Below are 19906 nucleotides of genomic sequence, written 5' to 3'. Positions count from 1 at the left end.
TGAACATTATGACACAGCAGTACAATCAGCAAAATCCAAATCAAACCAATGACAGCAACATCAACTCAAAAGATTTCATCATCGGCACGTTGATCGGCGGTATCGTCGGGGCTGCAACCGCTCTTCTGCTCGCTCCAAAATCCGGTAAAGATCTTCGCAGCGATATCAACGAACAGGCAGGCAACTGGAAAGAAAAGACTAGCCAGTGGAAAGACACGGCCGTTGAAAAAAGCAATGAATTGGCTGCAGCTGCCAAAGAGAAATCTTCTTCTTTGACAAAGACGGTTCAAGAGCAGTCCAACCAAGTAGTCGGTAAAATCAAATCATACCGTTCCGGAAGTGCTGAAGGTGAGGAAGAAGTACCTGCAGAAACGGGCGATGTGAATCAAAAGCTTGAAGAAACGAAAAAAGCCTTTGATGAAACAGAAAAAACATACAACAACTGATTTCGCTAACGCGTGATCATTGATTGAAGGAACGGTGAAGTGATATGATGACTTCACCGTTTTTATTATGCTGAAAGGAAGTTGGATAATGAAAAAAATTGAAACCGTACAAGAATTCGAAAACCTCGCAGAGAGTCAGCCCCGCTTTTTCTTCATGAAGCATAGCCTGACATGTCCGATCAGCGGCAATGCGTTCAATGAGTACCAGTCGTTTTTAAACAAACACGGGGAAGAAGAGGGCTACTACCTCGCTGTTCAGGAATCAAAGGAACTATCCAATCATATCGCGGAGAAGTTCGGTATCAAGCATGAGTCTCCTCAGGCTTTCCTTTTCATCGACGGGAAACCGGGATGGAATGCTTCCCACTGGAACATTACAGAAACAGAACTTGATAAACTATAATCTGCATCCACAAAAAAGCCTGAGAGGGCTTTTTTGTTTTCCCCCTGACTGACGAGCTTGTGCCAGGGTTTACTTTCTTGTCGAAAGGGAAAGGGTTTATATAACGATAATTCAAGGAGGAACACAATCCAATGAATTCAACGAGAACCCGTTCGAGAAGTGGAAAGTTGATGAAAGGCATCATGCTCGGCGCTGCAGTAGGCGGAGCCATTGCCATGCTTGACTCTGGCACCCGACGGAGGGTGGCGACGAAGACGACGTCATGGAAGGATTCCACCATGGGCATGGTGGATCGTGTCCGGGAGGATCCTTCCGGGGTGATGAATGATTGGCAGGGACGTTTGAAATCGGCTTCTGCTGTCCTGAAGGATGCCATCAATGATGCACAATCCCTCTACGAAAGAGTCAGTGATGACATTATTGAACCAGTGAAGGAGCAGTCTTCGGAGCTCATCGCATCGACCAAGGACGCCGCTGAGGACCTCCAGGAAATCGGCATGAAGGTGAAGGAAGCAGGGGAAGAAATCAAGGAGGATGAAGGGGCTCCAACGGCCTCTTCTGATCAAGAATCGATTCATCCTGTTGATCGTCCAAGCCCCGTTCCTGGTAAAATCGGTTCATAACGGAATATACTACATGAAGATCAAAACGCCGCGAACCCCTGTAATGGGGTTCGCGGCGTTTTATTTGGCCGTATTTATTATCTGACTTTAATCTCAGGCCAGACGATCTCTAGAAGGTCGCCGTCCCGGATTTCGTCGAAGAAGGTTGTTTCCAGTTTGTTTCTCAAGAGGAGGAAGCTCCCCCTGGTGTTTGTCGGCATGTCGATTTCCACGAAATTAAACACGTCCTGGAAAATGAATGGTGATTCTTCCGACTCTTGGACCGTAAGCTCATCCCCTGAGAATACCAGGTCTTCCCCGGATAACTCAGCCCCGTTCCTTTTGACGGTGGTGAAGACTTTTTCAAGTGTTACATCTTCCCCGTTGAAGGAGATGGTAATCGACTTCGTAAGCAGCATCTTCTTTTTGTTCAGGAGGAGTCCGAGGGTCGGTTGTGCTGGAGCCTCGAAAGTGAGGCGATCCAGATGGTGGACCATGGCAGTCGGTTTCACTTCCTGTCCGTTACGTAACATCTTCCCGTTAAAAGCGGGGAAATACGTCTCTTTTCCGTTCAAGGAGAGATGGAAAGGCCTCAAGGAGGAAATCCAATCATGGTAGCCGAGCTGTGACAGGGCGTCAGCGATCGTTTCGATAAAGGTGATGTCGACGATGTCCCCATCTTTCAGCACGGTCTCTTTCCCGGAAGGAACTCCGTTTAGCATGATACCCGGTTCCAGGATGAGTTCCCGTTCCTGTAGATAGACCCGCTTCCCAGAACCCTCATCCATGAGTTCCCCTATGGTCACGACGGGTTCGTCGCCATCCCTTCCCTTTTCGACGAGGAGACGGTCCTGATTCCCGACCCCCTCGTCAAACGAACAGGCCTGATCGTTTTTGAACAGGGAAGGGGGTTCCCCGGGACTTCCAGGTAGGGATAGTGTCTGACCGTTGACCGTGACGGAAATGGCCTTGCCTGGCTTGCCGTGCAGTTCCTGGACTTTGACGCCGGCAGAGAGGATGCAGTCTCCCACCGTCAGATTCTTTACTTCGAACATCCGAACGGCATGCCCGTTCACATCCACCGTCACATATTGAACGGGAGTCTCTCTTGCGGCGATGGCAATACCGATCGGCGTGACCAGTTCTGGACCTTTCAACATATGACCTTGAAGCTTCACACGCTGGATCGCTTCCACTCCCCTGACCGCTGCACGGTTCTCAGGCAGGCCGAGGACAGAGGCAAGCTTGGTGGGAAGACCCGGTGTCAGACTGCCACCGCCGACGAGCATCACGGCCTGCGGTGCCTTCATGTTGTTCAAACGGAGGATTTCGTCCGAGATTTCTTTTGCCAGGCGCTCAATGGATGCTCCGATTCGACGGAGTACCTCATCGGAAGGAATGACGGTTTCAAACCCCAGGATATCCGTCACTTCGATGGAAGGAGAATCATGGAGCTGCCGCTTCGCTTTTTCCGCAAGGGGGAAGTCGAGGAGCAGTTCCCTGCTGAGTGCTTCCGTGATTTCATCCCCGGCTGTCGGCACCATCCCATACGCTGTGACCGTTCCGTGGTTCGTCAGGGCGACATCCGACGTACCGGCCCCCACATCGACGAGGGCGACATTCAACCTTCGCATGGACTGGGGGATCAAAACGTTGATGGCAGCGATCGGTTCAAGGGTGAGGGCTTCCAATTCAAGTCCGGACCGTTGAAGTGCAGCAAGCAGTGAATCCACGACGACCCGCGGAAGGAAGGTGGCAATGATCTCCACGCTCGCTTCATCGCCCTGTTGGTCGATGAGGCTCCCGATCTCTTCTCCGTCCAGGCGGTAGTAGAGCACGGAGTACCCCACGCAATAATAGTGATGACCTGCATCATCGCCGGCAGCTTTCGCCTGCGCCTCTTGGACAGCACCGAATTCAAGATGGAGCACATCGTCTTTCTTTAGGAGCGGCTTGCCTTTGATGGAAGAGGTGATGGAGGCCGTTTCGGTTCTCAGGGCCCTTCCGGCAGCCGCGACGCATACTTTCCTCAGAGGGCCGTGTGCATCTTCGAGACGGCTCTTGATCGATGTAATGACGGCAGCTACTGCAGGTACATCGTGGATCTGTCCGTCCAGCATGGCCCGTTCCCGGTGCTCCTCTATTAAAATATCACTCACCTGAAAATGGTCATCCATTTCTTCCATGATGATGCCCACCACTGAGCGTGTACCGATGTCCAATGCAAAGATTTTTTGATTTTTTTTCACCATTCATTCACCTGCTTTAGCCCAGTCTCATAGTATACTTAAATACTTTAACGCTTAAAAGCGTTTAATCAAAAAAGAATTTCTTCGTGACATTTGAGATATGTTCTATTATAATAAGTTTCAACATCAAAAATGTATCATACTTCCTTAAAACTATAACAGGTTTTACGTATGAACAGGAAAAAAGAAAGGGTGCTGTATTGTGAGTAATCAAGAGCTCGATCAATTAAGGAATCAAGTCGACGAACTGAATCTGAAACTACTGGACATCATCAATGAGCGGGCCAAGCTCGTTCAAGAAATCGGGCGTGTCAAGGAGACACAAGGAGTATACCGCTATGATCCTGTTCGTGAACGGGGAATGTTGAACCTAATCAAAGAAAACAATGACGGTCCGTTGAAAGACTCGACTGTTGAACATATTTTCAAGGAAATATTCAAAGCAGGATTAGAACTGCAGAAGGATGACCATTCGAAGGCCCTTCTTGTTTCCCGTAAAAAGAAACCGGAAGATACCATCGTGAATATCAACGGAGAAGCCATCGGGGATGGAAATCCTCACTTCGTATTCGGTCCATGTGCCGTGGAATCTTACGAGCAGGTGGCAGAGGTGGCGAAAGCCGTCAAAGCAAAAGGCCTGAAGCTTCTCCGCGGGGGAGCATTCAAACCGCGTACGTCCCCTTATGACTTCCAGGGACTTGGAATGGAAGGCTTGAAGATTTTGAAGAGGGTTGCCGATGAGTACGGCTTGGCGGTCATCAGTGAAATCGTCAATCCGGCTGATATCGAGCAGGCTGTCGAATACATCGACGTCATCCAGATCGGTGCCCGCAATATGCAGAACTTCGAACTTCTGAAAGCAGCCGGGGCTGTTAAGAAGCCGGTCCTATTGAAACGCGGTCTTTCGGCAACGATCGAAGAATTCATCAATGCGGCTGAGTACATCATTTCACAAGGAAATGGAGACATCATCCTATGTGAGCGTGGAATCAGGACGTACGAGAAAGCAACCCGTAACACCCTTGATATCTCCGCGGTGCCGATCCTGAAGCAGGAAACGCATCTTCCGGTATTCGTAGACGTGACCCACTCTACAGGACGCAGGGATCTCCTTCTCCCGACAGCAAAGGCGGCCCTTGCCATCGGTGCAGACGGTGTCATGGCAGAAGTGCATCCTGACCCGGCGGTCGCCCTGTCCGATTCTGCCCAGCAGATGGATCTCGATCAATTCGATACATTCTACAATGAGGTATTCAAAGGAAGAACAATCACAGTATAATCAAGGAAGAAATGGACGGATCCTCCTTTTGAGGGTCCGTTTCTTCCGTTTTCATGGAATTTTTTTCACGAATTGATGCAGAGTCATTGCAGGAATAAATATACTATCGTATGATTATGTACGTGATTGCAGATAAATATACTGTATACACTAATCGAACTTATGAGTGGATGCTAACTTGTGCATAATGTAACAAAGTCCTGTAATCGCTCTCCAGGTTTATTTGGTGTAAAATAAGGTAAATGGTTATGAGTAAAGGAGCGTGTTTGCAATGAACGTGACAATATATGACGTAGCAAGAGAAGCAAATGTATCAATGGCCACGGTTTCACGTGTGGTCAACGGAAATCCCAACGTAAAGCCTGCAACAAGGAAGAAGGTACTTGAGGTCATCGATCGACTCGGCTACCGTCCGAATGCGGTTGCACGTGGTCTTGCGAGCAAGAAGACGACGACTGTCGGAGTCATCATCCCTGATATCTCCAACATCTTCTACGCGGAGCTTGCCCGTGGGATCGAAGACATCGCCACCATGTACAAGTACAACATCATCTTGAGCAACTCTGATCAGAATGCAGAGAAGGAGCTTCATCTCCTCAATACGATGCTCGGGAAACAAGTGGACGGCATCCTGTTCCTCGGTGGACATATATCCGAAGAACATGTACAGGAATTCGAGCGTTCACCAGTGCCGATCGTCCTTGCTGGAGCGGTTGAAGAGACAAATAAAGTCCCTTCCGTCAACATCGACTACAAAGCGGCGACTTACGATGCCGTGAAGGATCTCCTCGATAAGGGACATGAACGCATCGGATTCGTAAGCGGTCCGTTCCATGACACGATCAATATGAAGTTCAAGCTTGAAGGATACCGTGAAGCCCTTGCGCAAGCAGGAATCGAATACAATGATGAATTGGTCATCGAAGGGGAATACACGTATGATTCAGGACTTGAAGCATGGCAGAAGTTCTCTGAGCTATCGGACAAGCCGACTGCCGTCTTCGTAGGGAATGATGAAACGGCCCTCGGTGTCGTACACGGCGCGCAGGATGCCGGTGTTTCCATTCCGGATGAAGTGGAAATCATCTCGTTCGATAATACACGACTTGCCCTCATGGTACGTCCGCAGCTCACGTCCGTCGTGCAGCCGCTTTATGATATCGGTGCCGTGGCCATGAGACTCTTGACGAAGTACATGAACAAGGAAACGGTCGATGAAGCAGCCGTTGTGCTTCCTCATCGCATCGAATACCGTAATTCAACCAAATAATGCTGTAAACTGGTTAGATAGGTCTGGAAGGCTGATCCTGCCTTCCGTCCTCTTTTGACCGGAAGGCAGGATTTTATTTTTTTTGCAGGGAGAGTCATGATGAAGAAGCTTGATATGCTTACACCTTTAGGCGTCGTCTTGGGGATTGTATTCGTCGGTGTCGCCATCCTTACCAATGCAGGTCCCGATAGTTTTGCATCCTTTATCAATATTCCATCCATCCTGGTGGTCATCGGCGGCTTGATCGGAGCCATGCTGGTCAGCTTTTCCTTCAGTGAATTGAAGCAGCTGGGAAGAGTGATGGGAGAGTCGTTCAAGGTACAGGAACATGATACACAAGACTTGATTTCCACATTTGTGTCCCTTTCAGACAAGGCGAGGAGGGAAGGGCTTCTTTCCTTGGAAACAGAGGTCGAGGAAATCAAGGATCCGTTCATCAGGAAGGGAGTTCTTCTTGCTGTGGATGGAATCGAATCGGATGTCATCACAGATATCCTGAATACTGAGATCATTGCCCTTGAAGAGCGTCATCGCAAGAATAAGAGACTGCTAGATAAAGCAGGGGAGTATGCTCCTGCATGGGGGATGATCGGAACTCTGATCGGACTTGTCCTTATGCTCCAGAACCTCAGCGACCCGTCATCCCTCGGACCCAATATGGCCGTTGCCCTGCTGACGACCCTGTATGGGACGCTGTTGGCCAACCTGGTCTTCATCCCCATGGCATCGAAGCTTGCCATGAAGACTGAAAAGGAAGTGTTCATGAAGCAGATCGTCATCGAGGCCGTGATGGGTCTCCAATCAGGGCAAAACCCGAGGGTCCTTGAAGAGAAGCTGACGGTCTTCCTATCAGGAGAAGAATTGACTACATATCGATTGAAGGAACGTGATTCCGTTGATGAGGCGTAGGAGTAAGGAAGAAGAATCCCCCCGGACTCCTGCCTGGATGGTCACATTTTCGGATATGGTCACCCTGATCCTCGTATTTTTCATCCTGCTTTTCTCCATGTCGCAGATCGATAAGGGAAAGTTCGAATCCATCGTCGATTCATTTCAGGGTGCGTCCATCATTCCGGATGGAAGTACAAGTGATCTAGATGTGGTCCTGAAAAATGTGAAGGCCTATCTGAAGGAACATGATATGGAAGATGCCATCAAGGCTGAACGGACGGACAGGGGTGTCGTCCTCGTTCTTCAAGAGCAGGCCCTTTTTGAAACAGGGGATGCCGAAGTCCTTGACTCTGCCTTTCCTTTCCTCGATATGGTCGCAGGGCTTCTTGAAGAACTGCCGAACAAGGTGGACGTGGAAGGACATACTGATAATCGCCCCATCTCCACCTATCGCTATCCATCGAACTGGGAACTTTCAACCGCCAGGGCCAGCAGTGTCATCCGGTACCTGGTGAACGAAAATGGACTGGATCCTGAGCGGTTCATCGCCATCGGCTACGGAGATACCATGCCTGTGGAACCGAATGATTCCGATGCCCATATGCAGAAGAACCGCAGGGTGGAGATCATCGTGACCGATCCTGCCTACAAAGAAAACTAAAAAAAGAGTGACGTCCATTTTCATGAACGTCACTCTTTTTTATATTGTCACCTAATCGATTATGTGATAAAGTTAGATAGATATGCGCTGTTAATTAATTTAGGTATTATTTATCCTTATTATAATTATACAGTGCAAACACGATTCGTGTCAACCCTTATCTAAACGATTCCGAGGAGTGAATGCTATGAATGCCGAGTACAGAAAAGAGCAACGCCGTGTCGATCATGTGCTGGAGGAGATAAACGGTGAAATTGAAAAATTGAAAGAAGAAACCTCCAGGCGTAAACAGGAAGTGATTCACACGCGCAAACATTTCTGGGATGAAGTCAAGGTGAATACGGACAGCTTCGATGACTACCTGGAGACGATCATCGGTCTTCGTCAGGAGGCTCAGGCCTTGTCCTCCAGTCAGAGCAGCCATAGGCACGCTTCCAAGCGACTAGCCACTCTTGAAAGAATGAAAAGAATTCCATACTTCGGACGGATCGATTTCACAGAGGACGGAAATGAATCAGAGGAAAAGGTCTATATCGGCGTCTCGTCCCTCACCGACGAAACCGGTGAGAATTTCCTGATCTATGATTGGAGGGCGCCGATCTCAAGCGTCTATTATGATGATCAGCCTGGGCCAGCCTCTTATGATACACCCGGTGGGGTCATCAAGGGAGAATTGAACGGGAAGTGGCAGTACCTCATCCGTGAGGGAGTACTTGAATCCCTTTTCGACACCAGTCTCACCATCGGGGATGAGATCCTTCAGCAGGTGTTGGGAAGAGGAAAAGATCAAAAGATGCACAGCATCGTAGCGACGATCCAACAGGATCAAAACCGGATCATCCGGCATGACCAGGGCAGGCTCCTCATCGTCCACGGGGCAGCCGGTAGCGGGAAGACGTCGGCCGCCCTTCAGCGGATCGCTTATCTTCTCTACAAGTACAGGGATCGCATCGATGCGGATCAGATCGTCCTCTTCTCCCCGAACTCCCTGTTCAGCCGGTACGTCTCCAATGTCCTGCCGGAGCTTGGGGAGGAAAACATGCATCAGGTCACCTTCCAGGAATACCTGGATCACCGGCTCGGTGATTCTTTTGCTGTGGAGGATGCGTATGATCAGCTTGAGTTCGTCCTTGGCGGTCAAGGTGAACCCTTTTATGCTGAGAGGCTTTCTGCCATCGGTCATAAGGCTTCTGAAGCCTTTATCCAGTCGGTCCTTGCATATCGGAGCACATTGGATACAGACGGTATGACGTTCAAGGATATCATCTTCAGGGGTGAACCGGTGGTGACGGCAGGGGAAATCCGCGACCGGTTTTATCAAACAGCCCTGGATCTCAAGTTTTCGAATCGACTGGAAGCCTTGCAGGACTGGATCATGAAGAAGCTGAAGGAGGTAACGCGCCGGGAGAGAAGGAAGCCATGGGTGCAGGATGCCATGGAGCTGCTGAGTGAACAGGCCTATCACAATGCGCGGACACATCTTGCACTGAGGAAGGGATATGAACGTGAAGCGGTGGGGGACTACGAAGTAGAGCCTGTTCAGCTGGCACGATTGATCGTTCAACAGAAAATGAAGCCGGTGCGCAACGTTGTCAGGGAATTTGGATTCATTGACTTTGTGGCCATTTACAAAGGTCTTTTTGACACCCTCGATCAGACCCATTGGAAAGGCATCCGCGCATTAACGGCAAAAGCCATCGATGACGGGCACCTGTACCATGAAGATGCCACCCCATTCCTCTTCTTGAAAGAATTGATCTTGGGCTTCCAGATCAATAGCTCCGTCAGGCATCTTGTCATTGATGAGGCCCAGGATTATTCACCGTTCCAATTCGAGTTCTTGAAGCGCATGTTCCCCGCTGCCAGGATGACGGTCCTCGGTGACTTCAATCAGGCCATCTTCTCCCACGCCAGCGGGCAAGCGGATTTCCGCATGCTGACAGGGTTGTATGGTGAAGGGGAGACAGATACCATAAGCCTCAAGAGGAGCTACCGGTCGACGAAGCCCATCATAGAATTTACCCGGACGCTCATTCCTGATGGTGATGATATCATCCCATTTGATAGAAGCGGAGAAACACCATCACTTGAATGGGTGTCAGACCGGGCAGGACTGCATCTCGCCGTCCGCTCAAAAGTCGAACATTACCGTGATGCGGGCCATGAGAGCATCGCCATCATCTGCAAAACGGCGAGAGAGAGCGCCGAGGCATTCAGTGCCCTTTCCGACTTTGGTGATGTCACCCTCCTCACGAAAGGGACGCTCGAACATGATCAAGGTATCGTGATCGTACCAGCGTACCTTTCCAAAGGCATCGAGTTCGACGCCGTCATCATCTATGATGCATCAGAGGACTGTTACGGGACAGAAGATGTGCGCAGGCTCTTTTACACTGCCTGTACACGCGCCATGCATGAACTGCAGGTCTACACACTAGGAGAACCGAGCCCCTTTATGAAAAAGGCCATGACAGAGGGGCTGATCAGGACCGGGGATAGTGTACGATAATGAAAAAAACCGATTCCTTTTTAGGGGGATCGGTTTTTTTGTTGTTCCTTCTGTCTTTTTTACAACATAAAGCTTCACGACATTGTGAAAGAAAAAACGCAAAGGTCAATCTGCTGCGTGCATGTCTTCAGCCAGTTTCATGACCCGCTCCTTTTCCGAGCTGCTGACGGATCGGGTAGAGGGCCTTATCCACATTCTGCTTATTCTTCTCTGTGATCTCTGCCTTCCTTGGAATGGGTGTGTAAATTCCCGGCGGATCCATCCAGTCCCTTGGCAGCGTGATACCGGATTTCGTTTTCCAGCGATCATACCAAGCGGAAGGAAGGGTGCCTCCGACGGTCCTGCCCGTCATTTCAAGCCAGATGAACGACCAGGCCCTAGGCACCACCCGCCATATGTCGTATCCCCCGCCGCCTACAGCAATCCATCTGCCCTCACAGTATGTGTGGGCCAGTTCGTGTGCAATACGGGGGATTTCACGGTACGTCTTCATGGTGGTGGAAAGATGGGTGAGGGGATCATAATAATGGGCATCCGCTCCATTCTGGGTCAGTATCACATCCGGTTTGAAGAACTCGGCCACCTCCCGGATCGAGGATTCATAGGCATCCAGGAATGACTCATCCTCGGTGAACGCATCCAGGGGGATGTTGAAGGAATATCCATAGCCCTTCCCGTGCCCCCGCTCATTCACATTACCGGTCCCCGGGAACAGGTAGCGTCCCGTTTCATGCAGGGAAAGGGTGCAGACATCGGGATCATCATAAAAGGACCACTGAACCCCGTCTCCATGGTGGGCATCTGTATCCACATAGAGGACCCTTGCTTTGTACTTTTCCTGAAGGTATCGTATGGCGACGGAGCTGTCATTGTAAATGCAGAAGCCTGAAGCCTTTCCCTTGAACCCGTGGTGAAGGCCTCCGCCAAGGTGGAGGGCGTGCTTGGCCTTGCCGCTCATCACCTGATCGACCGCTTCCAGGGCACCGCCCACCAGGAAGGAGCTGGCCTCGTGCATGCCCGGGAAGATCGGCGTATCCTCGGTGCCGATTCCGTAGCTCTCTGCCTGCTCTGGGGGAAGCTCCCCTTTTCCAGCTTTCTTGATGGCTTGAATATAAGCCGCATCATGGTTCAATTGGAGCTCTTCCTCTGTGGCTGCCCGTGGCTTGACGATTTCATCCTCTTCGATCGCGCCGGATTCCCTGAGTAGATCCAGGGTGAGGGTCAAGCGCATCTGGTTGAATGGATGGTTATCGGAGAAGCGGTAGCCGAGGAGGTCATCGGAGTAAATGAAGACGGAATCCTTCATGACGGCATTCCCGGCATGTTCGGCCATAACACGCTATATCCTTCCGATTTGATCTCCTCAATAACGCGGGTGGGATTCATCGTCTGGACGCGGAAGACAAGGACCTTCTGCTTTTCATCCTGTTTATCGGGATACACAAGGACACTCAGGATGTTCGCATTATGCTTGCGGATGATCCCGGCCACTTCGTAAAGGATGCCTGCCCTGTGGGGTACCTTTACTTCGATCTGGGATCCCGGCTGATTGGCACCGGTCAACTGAGTGAGGGTATACAGCAGATCGGTTTCCGTGATGATCCCCACCAGCTTATCGGCCTTCAGGATCGGCAGGCAGCTGATACGATGTTCATAAAAGAGCGCGGCCACTTCCTCGACGAAGTCCAAGGGATGCCCGGTGATGACCTGCTTCTGCATAATCTGCCTGACAGGGTTTTTCAACGTGGAATCAGCAGATTGTTCATTGAGGATCGACGGTGCCGCGTCTTTGACGTCCCTGTCGCTGATGATCCCCAGTATCTTCATTTCATCATCCACAATCGGGATATGCTTGATTTTCTTCTCCCTCATGAGTCTGATGGCGGTTTCGATTGAGTCATCCGGTCTGAGCGTTTCTACGTTTGATTTCATGATCTCTTCAATGATCATGGTCGCTTCCCCCTTTGGCTAGTACATAAAACGATTCATGAATCGGAGCTGATCGAACTGTTGGATGGAGTCGGGGTCCACGCGCTCCCCGATACGCGCCATGAGGCAGTTCGCAGGATGGGAGCTGATCTCCGGATCATCCGTCGCGAAGTATTCCAATCCTCCGGCGTTCATCATCTTCTCCATCACTTTCCGGTATTCCCACACATTGAGACCCGTCCCCTTCAGATCCCAATGCCAATAATATTCAGTTGTGATGATGATGAAATCCTCCATATGGTCATCCATCATGGATACGTTCAGAAGGGTTTTGCCGATCGAAGCCCCCCGGAACTTCGGGATCACTTCAATGGCACCAAGCTCGATGAGATTTTTCATTTTCCCCTGTGACCAGCGCTCGAGGGGGTCAGGGTAGAGATATGTAACATAGCCCACCACCTGATTCTCATCCCGTGCGATGATGATCCTTCCTTCCGGGAGCTGGGCGATTTCGATCAAGGCTTTATGCTGCTGGGGAGCAGGCCTGAATGCGGTCAGGTCTTCATGGAAATCGAGTTTGGCCAGCTCTTCGGACGAGATGGGTCCCTCGACGACGATCCTGCCTTTGGTTGTCTTAAGTTCTGTTGCATTATAGGTCATTTTAAATTCCATGTGGCCACCACCTATTGATTTTCCTCAGTATCAGTATACATGAAAGAGATAGCGCTTTCATGACTTTTCTATCATTCTATCTCCAATCGTTATTCTGGAATATTTTAAGAACCTTGCCAGATCAACGTTTGCTATCATCTCTCCTTCATTCTTCTCTATTCTCATTTTTTAAAAAATTGAGAATATATTATATTTATACTATAATGGAAATGTCATTTCATTCACAAGGGGGATATCTCGATGAAAGTGGAAGCGCTACCAGTAACGAAGGGGGATTATAATCTCGCAGATTATGATCAAGCATATGAATCATTTGATTGGAAAGAGGTAGAGAAAGAATTTTCATGGTCAGAAACCGGCCGGGTCAATTTGGCTCATGAAGCCATCGACCGTCATGCGGATACCCACCGTAAAAATAAGGTGGCCCTGTACTACCGGGATCCTGAGCGGAATGAAAAATATACGTTTGCCGATATGAAAAAGCTGTCCAACCAGGCAGCGAATGTACTGAAGAACTTCGGGGATGTAGAAAAAGGGGACCGGGTGTTCATCTTCATGCCACGGTCACCTGAACTATATTTCAGCATCCTGGGCGCCATCAAGCTCGGTGCCATTGTCGGTCCATTATTCGAAGCCTTCATGGAAGGGGCGGTCAGGGATCGTCTCGAGGACAGCGGAGCCAAGGTGCTCGTCACGACCCCGGAACTCCTCGAAAGGGTGCCGGTGGATGAACTTCCTGAACTGAAGCACGTATTCCTCATCGGGGATGGGGTCAAGGAAGATGATGTGCACATCGACTTCATGGCGAAGTTCAAGGAAGCCTCCAAGAAGCTCTCCGTCGAGTGGGTGGACAGGGAAGACGGATTGATCCTTCACTATACGTCGGGTTCAACGGGGAAACCGAAAGGTGTGCTTCATGTCCATAATGCCATGCTCCAGCACTATCAAACTTCGAAATGGGTCCTCGACCTTCAGGAGGAAGATGTGTACTGGTGCACGGCTGATCCAGGCTGGGTGACAGGGACATCGTACGGAATCTTCGGTCCGTGGCTTGCCGGTGCCTCGAATGTCATCGTCGGTGGCCGATTCAAACCCGAGCACTGGTACAAAACGATTGAAGACTACGGTGTCACCGTATGGTACAGCGCCCCAACTGCATTCCGCATGCTCATGGGGGCGGGGGATGAGATCGTGAAGCAATTCGATCTTGGTTCCCTCCGTCACATCCTGAGCGTCGGGGAACCCCTCAATCCGGAAGTGGTCCGATGGGGGATGAAGGTGTTCAACCTACGCATCCATGATACGTGGTGGATGACGGAAACGGGCGGTCAGCTCATCTGCAACTACCCGAGCATCGAAGTCAAGCCGGGTTCCATGGGCAAGCCGTTCCCTGGTGTGAAAGCTGCGATCGTCGATGATCAGGGGAACGAACTGCCTCCGAACCGGATGGGGAATCTTGCCATCAAAAAAGGCTGGCCGTCCATGATGCGTCAGATCTGGAATAACCCGCAGAAATATGATTCCTACTTCATGCCGGGTGACTGGTACGTATCGGGAGACTCCGCCTACATGGATGAAGAAGGATACTTCTGGTTCCAGGGCCGTGTCGATGATGTGATCATGACGTCGGGTGAGCGCGTCGGTCCGTTCGAAGTGGAGAGCAAACTCGTAGAGCATCCGGCAGTGGCGGAAGCCGGGGTGATCGGTAAGCCCGATCCGGTCCGCGGGGAAATCATCAAGGCGTTCATCGCCCTCCGCGACGGGTATGAGATCAGTGATGAGCTGAAGGAAGAAATCCGCACCTTCGTCAAAAAGGGACTCGCAGCCCACGCAGCACCCCGTGAAATCGAGTTCCGGGATAAGCTTCCGAAGACCAGGAGCGGTAAGATCATGAGGCGCGTCCTGAAAGCATGGGAGCTTGATCTCCCAACTGGTGACCTCAGTACGATGGAAGATTGATAGCGAAGAAAGGCCCCCTCATCTCGGATGAGGGGGCCTTTCTTTATTCGTCTGCCGGCTTATCGGGTTCGGCAGGGGGATCTGGTTTTTCTTCAGCCGGCGGATCAGTGGAGTCATCTGATTGACCATCATCCGTCTCTGACTCTTCCGGCTTTTTCGGTTCATCCGGTTTGTCCGGCTTTTTCTCTTCCGGTTTAGCGTTCGTCGGTTTTGCCTTCGGCTTCGAACTGCCGATTTGGACCGTGTTGGATGGCTTGGATTCTTTTCCTGCCACATCGACGGCCACGACATAGTAAGAACCATTCCCTACGCCTGCTGATTGACTGCCACCGGACTTGACGCTTGCCACCTTTTTACCTGAGGAACTGTAAACCCGGTAGCCGACCACATCACTGCTTCCGGACGATGTCCAGGAAACGGAGCTGCCGCCTGCGGAGGCTTTCACTCCTCCAGGGGCCTGTCCATCATCCGACAGTTTATTCTCGGCAACGAGGACGTTCTTGAAGCGGGCGTCTCCGTCCGGGATGAGCTTGCTGGCATCCCCCGGTACCTTGCCGAAGATCCTCTTGACGAAGTCCGGATTCAGGATGACCCCCTGATCGGCGAACTCGTCCGGCGTTTCCGGTAAGGCCATATACTTCTTGCCACCTGCAACGACGTACTTGCTCATGACGAGGCTATCATCGGTCTTGGTCGGCACGTATTTGGCATTGAACAGATCGGTCTTCACAAGGCCTGCTTTGCTACAGGCTTCTGAAGGAAGCATGCCCGAGATCGAACAGTACGAACGTTTTACGATCCCGTCCGGTTCCTTGAACGATTCGTCAGGATCGATCAGCTTCGGATCAAGGTCCCGAGTGTCATTCAGCAGATGGGCCCAGAGGCGGATCGTACGTTGTCCATAATGGCCATAGATGGCATCGGAATCAGGTGTCTTCAGTGGAGAAGGCTGATCATATCCAAACCAGGTGCCGAATGTGATGCTCGGATTGGATGCAACGAACCATGAATCATGGTAATCCTGACTTGTGCCCGATTTTCCTGCCCAGTCGGAGGAGAAATTCAGGAACTGCTTGGCATATCTTCCTGTCCCAAGGCTGTAATCCAATGTATCCCTCATCATATCCAAGGTCAGATAGGCGGTCTGAGGGCTGAAGACGTCGACCGGCTTCGATTTATGCTCATAAACCGTTTCACCATTGGAATCCTCGATTTTCTCGATCATATAAGCATCAACAAACTTTCCGCCGTTTGCGAAGGTGGTATAGGCATTCACGTTTTCTTCCACCGTCACTCCCTGGGAAGCTGCACCCAAGGTAAGGGCAAGGTTGTTATCCCGCTTGGTTAGGGAGTCGAAGCCCATTTTCATCAGGAATTGATTGAACGGATCTCGGTCATAAATATTGATGTAATTCCGTGCAGCCGAGATATTCAAGGATTCGGCAAGGGCGTAGCGTGCCGGGTACAGCCCCTTCTCATTGAAGGAGTAATTCTTCGGTGACCAGGCTGCTCCGCTCCCGCTTGCCGCGGAGAATTCCACATCAGGAATCGGTGTTCCTGGCGAAATCGTCCCATATTCAAGGGCCGGTGCGTAAGAGAGGAGAGGTTTCATCGTCGAACCGTTGGAACGAAGGGATTGGGTGGCATGGTTGGTCTGCTCAAGCTTGAAGTCCCTACCTCCCACGAAGCTGATGATCCGTCCGCTCTTATTCTCGATCATGATGGCACCGACCTGGACGGGTTCTTCCACGGTTTCTTCTTTTCCTGTCTCTTCATTGGTCACGGTTTTCGTTTTGGTGACCCCGTACATATTGTATTCGTCTTTCGTTTTTTGCATCTGATCGTATATCTTTTTGTTGATCGTCGAATGGATCTTGTATCCACCGGAGCGGATCTTACGGTCAGCCTGGATTTTGTATTCCTTCGTCAGCTTATCGCTATTTTCCAAGTCTTCTTTCGAATAGCCGTCCTGTTCGGCAAGGACCTCCGTCAGGATATCGATGGAGCGGCTTTCAAGTTCAGCCATGAGCCAAGGATACTTTTCCTGAGGCGTTTTCTTTTTCTTGATGAAATCTTTCTTTAGATCATAAGCGACCGCTTCATCATATTGTTTCTTCGTAATGTATCCTTCGCGATGCATCCGGAACAGAACGGTGTTTTTCCGCTTCAATCCAGCTTCCAGGTCTTCCTTCAGCTCACCCCGATTGGTATAGGGCGTGTAGGTGAAAGGTGCTTGTGGAAGCCCTGCGATGAAGGCGGCTTGCGGAAGGGAAAGATCTTTTGCTTTCACACCGAAGATCCCCTCGGCGGCAGTCTCGACGCCGGCAATATTCTGACCGGATGAATTCCGGCCAAGAGTGGCCATATTGAGGTAGGCCTCCAGGATCTCTTTTTTGTCAAAGAACCGCTCCAGTCTCATGGCAAGGAGGATTTCTTTTGCCTTCCGTTCGAAGGATACTTCATTCGTAAGGATCTGGTTTTTGATGAGCTGCTGGGTGAGTGTGCTTCCGCCTGATTGAGTGGAGGAATTGGTGAATTCCTGCATCACGGCCCGCACGATCGCTTTCGGTACTACTCCGTCATGCTCTTCAAAGTACTCATCCTCCGTTGCGATGACCGCATGCTGTAGATCCACCGATACATCCTTCAGCTTCACTTCTTCCCGCTCGAGGTCGGTACGGAGCTTTCCGAGATATACCTCATCGGCAAAGTAGAGCTGGGAGGTTTCTTCATAGTTATAGATATCATCTTTCATTTCTTCATAGGGGCGCAGAGGCTCGTCTTTGACTAGGGAGGCAAAGTAGCCGGCCCCGACTCCCCCGGCGAAGGCAAAGCCGAGGACGGCTGTGACCATGATGATCAGTAGCAGGTTCCACAGCACGCCATATGTAATCCGGGTCCGTTTTTGAAATCTCGGACTCCTGAATGGTCTCAGTACAGGATCTATTTTATCGAGAAATAATTTCCATTTTTCGTTCATTTATTCATCCCCTCCAGAACATTCCCATTATAGCATAATAGGGTGAATGCGGTCGGAAAAAGTGGAAAAAAGTCTGACGGCTGGAGGGGCAGTCGTTGACTATTCTCGCGGAATATGATAAAAACCATATAGAGTGATTGAAATGTGATACGCAATGATGGGAATAAGTAGTTTGTGTACTCCGTAACGTCCAGAGAGCCGATGGGTGGTGAAAATCGGCACGGCACGCAGACGAATTACCTCCCGGAGCTTTTGTTGTGAACCCAAGTAGCAGCAAACGGTAAGAGCCGTTATTTCAAAAGAGTGAAGGACAGCTTAGTCCTTAATTTGGGTGGTACCGCGCGAACAGCGTCCCTGCATATTTGTGCAGGGGCTTTTTTTATGCGCTAAACGATAAGGAGGAATGGAAAAATGGAATTATTGAAGGATTTGGACTGGAGGGGCATCACGTACCAGCAGACGGATGCCGAAGGACTGGAGAAACAATTGGAGAAGGAAAGCATTTCGATCTACTGCGGGATCGATCCGACGGCAGACAGCATGCATATCGGTCATCTTCTGCCGTTCCTGACGCTGCGCCGCTTCCAGAATGCTGGGCATCGCCCCCTTGTGCTTGTCGGTGGAGCCACGGGTCTCATCGGGGATCCGAGCGGAAAAAGCGAAGAACGCAAGCTGCAGACCGTTGAAGCAATTCAGGAAAATGTTGCATGCATCAAGGTGCAGCTTGAAAGCATCTTCGACTTCCAAGGTGAAAATGGAGCCGTGATGGTGAATAACTATGATTGGATCGGATCCATGGATGTGGTGACCTTCCTTCGAGACTTCGGAAAGAATGTCGGTGTCAACTACATGCTTGCCAAAGACACGATCTCATCCCGTCTTGAGTCCGGGATTTCATTCACGGAATTCACCTACACGATTCTTCAGGCGATGGACTTCAATCACCTGTATGATCACTACAACTGCAAGCTTCAAATCGGAGGAAGCGACCAGTGGGGGAATATCACAACCGGTCTTGAAATGATCCGCAAAACGCATGATGAGGATACGAAGGCATTCGGATTCACCATCCCCCTTGTTACAAAAGCGGACGGAACGAAATTCGGGAAAACCGAAAGCGGTGCGATCTGGCTCGATCCGAAAAAGACATCACCGTACGAGTTCTACCAGTTCTGGATCAACACGGCGGATGCCGATGTGGTGAAATACCTGAAGTACTTCACCTTCCTCTCTCATGAGGAGATTGATGCGCTTGCTCAATCCGTTGAAACAGAGCCTCATCTGCGTAAAGCTCAAAAAGCCCTCGGTGAAGAAATGACCAAGATGATTCACGGTGAAGAGGCCCTGGACCAGGCGATCCGGATCTCAGCGGCATTGTTCAGCGGCGACATCAAATCCCTATCTGCGGCTGAAATCCTTGAAGGCTTCAAGGACGTCCCGACGGTGGAAGCGTCAGCTTCTGAGGAGCTCGGTCTTGTCGACCTCCTCGTCGATGCGAAGATCTCCCCATCGAAACGCCAAGCGCGTGAAGATGTCGGCAATGGTGCGATCTACATCAACGGTGAACGCACGACGGATCTTCAGCACGTCATGGGGGCAGAGGATAAAATCGAAAACAAATTCACCATCATCCGGAGAGGGAAGAAGAAATACTTCCGTATCCAGTATGTGTGAATGAACGAAAGGTAATGTGAAAAAGGACTTCCCGGGATGGGAAGTCCTTTTTGCGTCAGCGGACATTACGACAGCCACGCCGCGACCGTATCGCTATATTCAACGATTGCCAGTGCAGCGGCCAATGAGACGGACGAGCCGATCATCCAGATGGCCGTGCGTTTCTTCTGGCGTGGATTGAGCTTTTTGTCGTTCATGACAGAGCACAACACCGTCGAAAGCAAAATCAACGCTACACAAATCCATAGAGTCATTGCATCACCTCCAATATGGACGAGTCATAACCATCAATAGAAAATGATGGTTTAAACTGGAATAACCTCATTTTATTCTAGCACACACGCCAATCGAGCGGAGGGGAAAAGGAGTGAACGCATCGATT

The 19906-nt window shown here is 50.5% G+C and carries 16 protein-coding genes and 1 other annotated feature; of the genes, 10 read left to right on the top strand and 6 right to left on the bottom strand.

Translation table 11 applies throughout. The features are described 5' to 3' along the window. The first annotated feature begins 8 nt into the window (after nt 1–8). The 3 genes from ABJ225_RS11200 to ABJ225_RS11190 all read left to right on the top strand — a co-directional run bounded on the left by ABJ225_RS11200 (nt 9) and on the right by ABJ225_RS11190 (nt 1472). A complete protein-coding gene (locus tag ABJ225_RS11200; protein WP_056534857.1) occupies nt 9–446 on the top strand; it encodes a YtxH domain-containing protein in 438 nt (145 codons plus the stop codon). Between the two features lie 88 nt (nt 447–534). Continuing rightward, nucleotides 535–849 (top strand): bacillithiol system redox-active protein YtxJ, encoded by a 315-nt coding sequence (gene ytxJ, locus ABJ225_RS11195; RefSeq protein ID WP_056534859.1) that lies wholly within the window; start codon nt 535–537, stop codon nt 847–849. Nucleotides 850–980: 131 nt separating this feature from the next. After that, a complete protein-coding gene (locus ABJ225_RS11190; RefSeq protein ID WP_053426311.1) occupies nt 981–1472 on the top strand; it encodes a YtxH domain-containing protein in 492 nt (163 codons plus the stop codon). 77 nt (nt 1473–1549) lie between these two features. Here ABJ225_RS11190 and ABJ225_RS11185 read toward each other — a convergent pair whose 3' ends face one another. Beyond that, nucleotides 1550–3700 (bottom strand): cell division protein FtsA, encoded by a 2151-nt coding sequence (locus ABJ225_RS11185; RefSeq protein WP_056538346.1) that lies wholly within the window; start codon nt 3698–3700, stop codon nt 1550–1552. Between the two features lie 202 nt (nt 3701–3902). On the opposite strand from ABJ225_RS11185, the gene ABJ225_RS11180 reads away from it, so the two are divergent. The 5 genes from ABJ225_RS11180 (at nt 3903) to helD (ending at nt 10310) form a co-directional block, all read left to right on the top strand. After that, complete coding sequence (locus ABJ225_RS11180; RefSeq protein WP_048007433.1) at nt 3903–4979, top strand: bifunctional 3-deoxy-7-phosphoheptulonate synthase/chorismate mutase; 1077 nt, start codon at nt 3903–3905, stop codon at nt 4977–4979. A gap of 271 nt (nt 4980–5250) precedes the next feature. Continuing rightward, nucleotides 5251–6249 carry a catabolite control protein A gene (gene ccpA, locus ABJ225_RS11175; protein ID WP_048007434.1) on the top strand — a complete coding sequence of 333 codons (999 nt, stop codon included), beginning with the start codon at nt 5251–5253 and terminating at the stop codon, nt 6247–6249. A gap of 99 nt (nt 6250–6348) precedes the next feature. Continuing rightward, on the top strand, nt 6349–7158 hold the full coding sequence (motP, locus tag ABJ225_RS11170) for a flagellar motor protein MotP (protein ID WP_056534863.1): 810 nt from the start codon (nt 6349–6351) through the stop codon (nt 7156–7158). Nucleotides 7159–7195: 37 nt separating this feature from the next. After that, nucleotides 7196–7801, top strand: a complete 606-nt coding sequence (locus tag ABJ225_RS11165) for an OmpA family protein (protein ID WP_056534865.1) — start codon at nt 7196–7198, stop codon at nt 7799–7801. Nucleotides 7802–7988: 187 nt separating this feature from the next. Continuing rightward, nucleotides 7989–10310 carry an RNA polymerase recycling motor HelD gene (gene helD, locus ABJ225_RS11160; RefSeq protein WP_347320195.1) on the top strand — a complete coding sequence of 774 codons (2322 nt, stop codon included), beginning with the start codon at nt 7989–7991 and terminating at the stop codon, nt 10308–10310. A gap of 127 nt (nt 10311–10437) precedes the next feature. Here the strand turns inward: helD and ABJ225_RS11155 are convergent, their stop codons facing one another. From ABJ225_RS11155 to ABJ225_RS11145, 3 genes are read right to left on the bottom strand one after another with little or no spacing between them, the layout of a single operon-like run. Beyond that, the gene (locus tag ABJ225_RS11155) at nt 10438–11643 is read right to left on the bottom strand and encodes an acetoin utilization protein AcuC (protein WP_347320193.1); all 1206 of its coding nucleotides are present in this window, start codon (nt 11641–11643) and stop codon (nt 10438–10440) included. After that, a complete protein-coding gene (locus tag ABJ225_RS11150) occupies nt 11613–12260 on the bottom strand; it encodes an acetoin utilization AcuB family protein (RefSeq protein ID WP_347320191.1) in 648 nt (215 codons plus the stop codon). The genes ABJ225_RS11155 and ABJ225_RS11150 overlap by 31 nt, the downstream gene beginning before the upstream one ends. Nucleotides 12261–12278: 18 nt before the next feature. After that, on the bottom strand, nt 12279–12911 hold the full coding sequence (locus ABJ225_RS11145; RefSeq protein WP_347320189.1) for a GNAT family N-acetyltransferase: 633 nt from the start codon (nt 12909–12911) through the stop codon (nt 12279–12281). A 240-nt stretch (nt 12912–13151) separates the two neighbouring features. On the opposite strand from ABJ225_RS11145, the gene acsA reads away from it, so the two are divergent. Continuing rightward, on the top strand, nt 13152–14870 hold the full coding sequence (acsA, locus tag ABJ225_RS11140; protein WP_347320187.1) for an acetate--CoA ligase: 1719 nt from the start codon (nt 13152–13154) through the stop codon (nt 14868–14870). A gap of 43 nt (nt 14871–14913) precedes the next feature. On the opposite strand, the gene ABJ225_RS11135 is transcribed toward acsA, so the two are convergent. Then, complete coding sequence (locus ABJ225_RS11135) at nt 14914–17850, bottom strand: transglycosylase domain-containing protein (protein ID WP_347320185.1); 2937 nt, start codon at nt 17848–17850, stop codon at nt 14914–14916. A 145-nt stretch (nt 17851–17995) separates the two neighbouring features. Further along, nucleotides 17996–18209: a binding site (T-box leader), on the top strand. 52 nt (nt 18210–18261) lie between these two features. On the opposite strand from ABJ225_RS11135, the gene tyrS reads away from it, so the two are divergent. Continuing rightward, nucleotides 18262–19524, top strand: a complete 1263-nt coding sequence (tyrS, locus tag ABJ225_RS11130; RefSeq protein WP_347320183.1) for a tyrosine--tRNA ligase — start codon at nt 18262–18264, stop codon at nt 19522–19524. 65 nt (nt 19525–19589) lie between these two features. Here tyrS and ABJ225_RS11125 read toward each other — a convergent pair whose 3' ends face one another. Beyond that, nucleotides 19590–19736, bottom strand: coding sequence for a hypothetical protein (locus tag ABJ225_RS11125; RefSeq protein WP_347320181.1), 147 nt, complete (start codon nt 19734–19736; stop codon nt 19590–19592). Nucleotides 19737–19906: the final 170 nt, after the last annotated feature.

It is taken from the genome of Rossellomorea sp. RS05 (assembly GCF_039822645.1).
GTDB classification, from domain to species: Bacteria; Bacillota; Bacilli; order Bacillales; family Bacillaceae_B; genus Rossellomorea; species Rossellomorea marisflavi_B.
This window is presented reverse-complemented; position numbering and strand designations above follow the sequence as displayed.

Bases quoted from the DNA above. Each gene is read 5' to 3' on its own strand.
- ABJ225_RS11200 (WP_056534857.1), top strand. From the start codon at position 9: ATGACACAGCAGTACAATCAGCAAAATCCAAATCAAACCAATGACAGC.
- ytxJ (WP_056534859.1), top strand. From the start codon at position 535: ATGAAAAAAATTGAAACCGTACAAGAATTCGAAAACCTCGCAGAGAGT.
- ABJ225_RS11190 (WP_053426311.1), top strand. From the start codon at position 981: ATGAATTCAACGAGAACCCGTTCGAGAAGTGGAAAGTTGATGAAAGGC.
- ccpA (WP_048007434.1), top strand. From the start codon at position 5,251: ATGAACGTGACAATATATGACGTAGCAAGAGAAGCAAATGTATCAATG.
- motP (WP_056534863.1), top strand. From the start codon at position 6,349: ATGAAGAAGCTTGATATGCTTACACCTTTAGGCGTCGTCTTGGGGATT.
- ABJ225_RS11165 (WP_056534865.1), top strand. From the start codon at position 7,196: ATGGTCACATTTTCGGATATGGTCACCCTGATCCTCGTATTTTTCATC.
- helD (WP_347320195.1), top strand. From the start codon at position 7,989: ATGAATGCCGAGTACAGAAAAGAGCAACGCCGTGTCGATCATGTGCTG.
- ABJ225_RS11155 (WP_347320193.1), bottom strand. From the start codon at position 11,643: ATGGCCGAACATGCCGGGAATGCCGTCATGAAGGATTCCGTCTTCATT.
- ABJ225_RS11150 (WP_347320191.1), bottom strand. From the start codon at position 12,260: ATGATCATTGAAGAGATCATGAAATCAAACGTAGAAACGCTCAGACCG.
- ABJ225_RS11145 (WP_347320189.1), bottom strand. From the start codon at position 12,911: ATGGAATTTAAAATGACCTATAATGCAACAGAACTTAAGACAACCAAA.
- acsA (WP_347320187.1), top strand. From the start codon at position 13,152: ATGAAAGTGGAAGCGCTACCAGTAACGAAGGGGGATTATAATCTCGCA.
- ABJ225_RS11135 (WP_347320185.1), bottom strand. From the start codon at position 17,850: ATGAACGAAAAATGGAAATTATTTCTCGATAAAATAGATCCTGTACTG.
- tyrS (WP_347320183.1), top strand. From the start codon at position 18,262: ATGGAATTATTGAAGGATTTGGACTGGAGGGGCATCACGTACCAGCAG.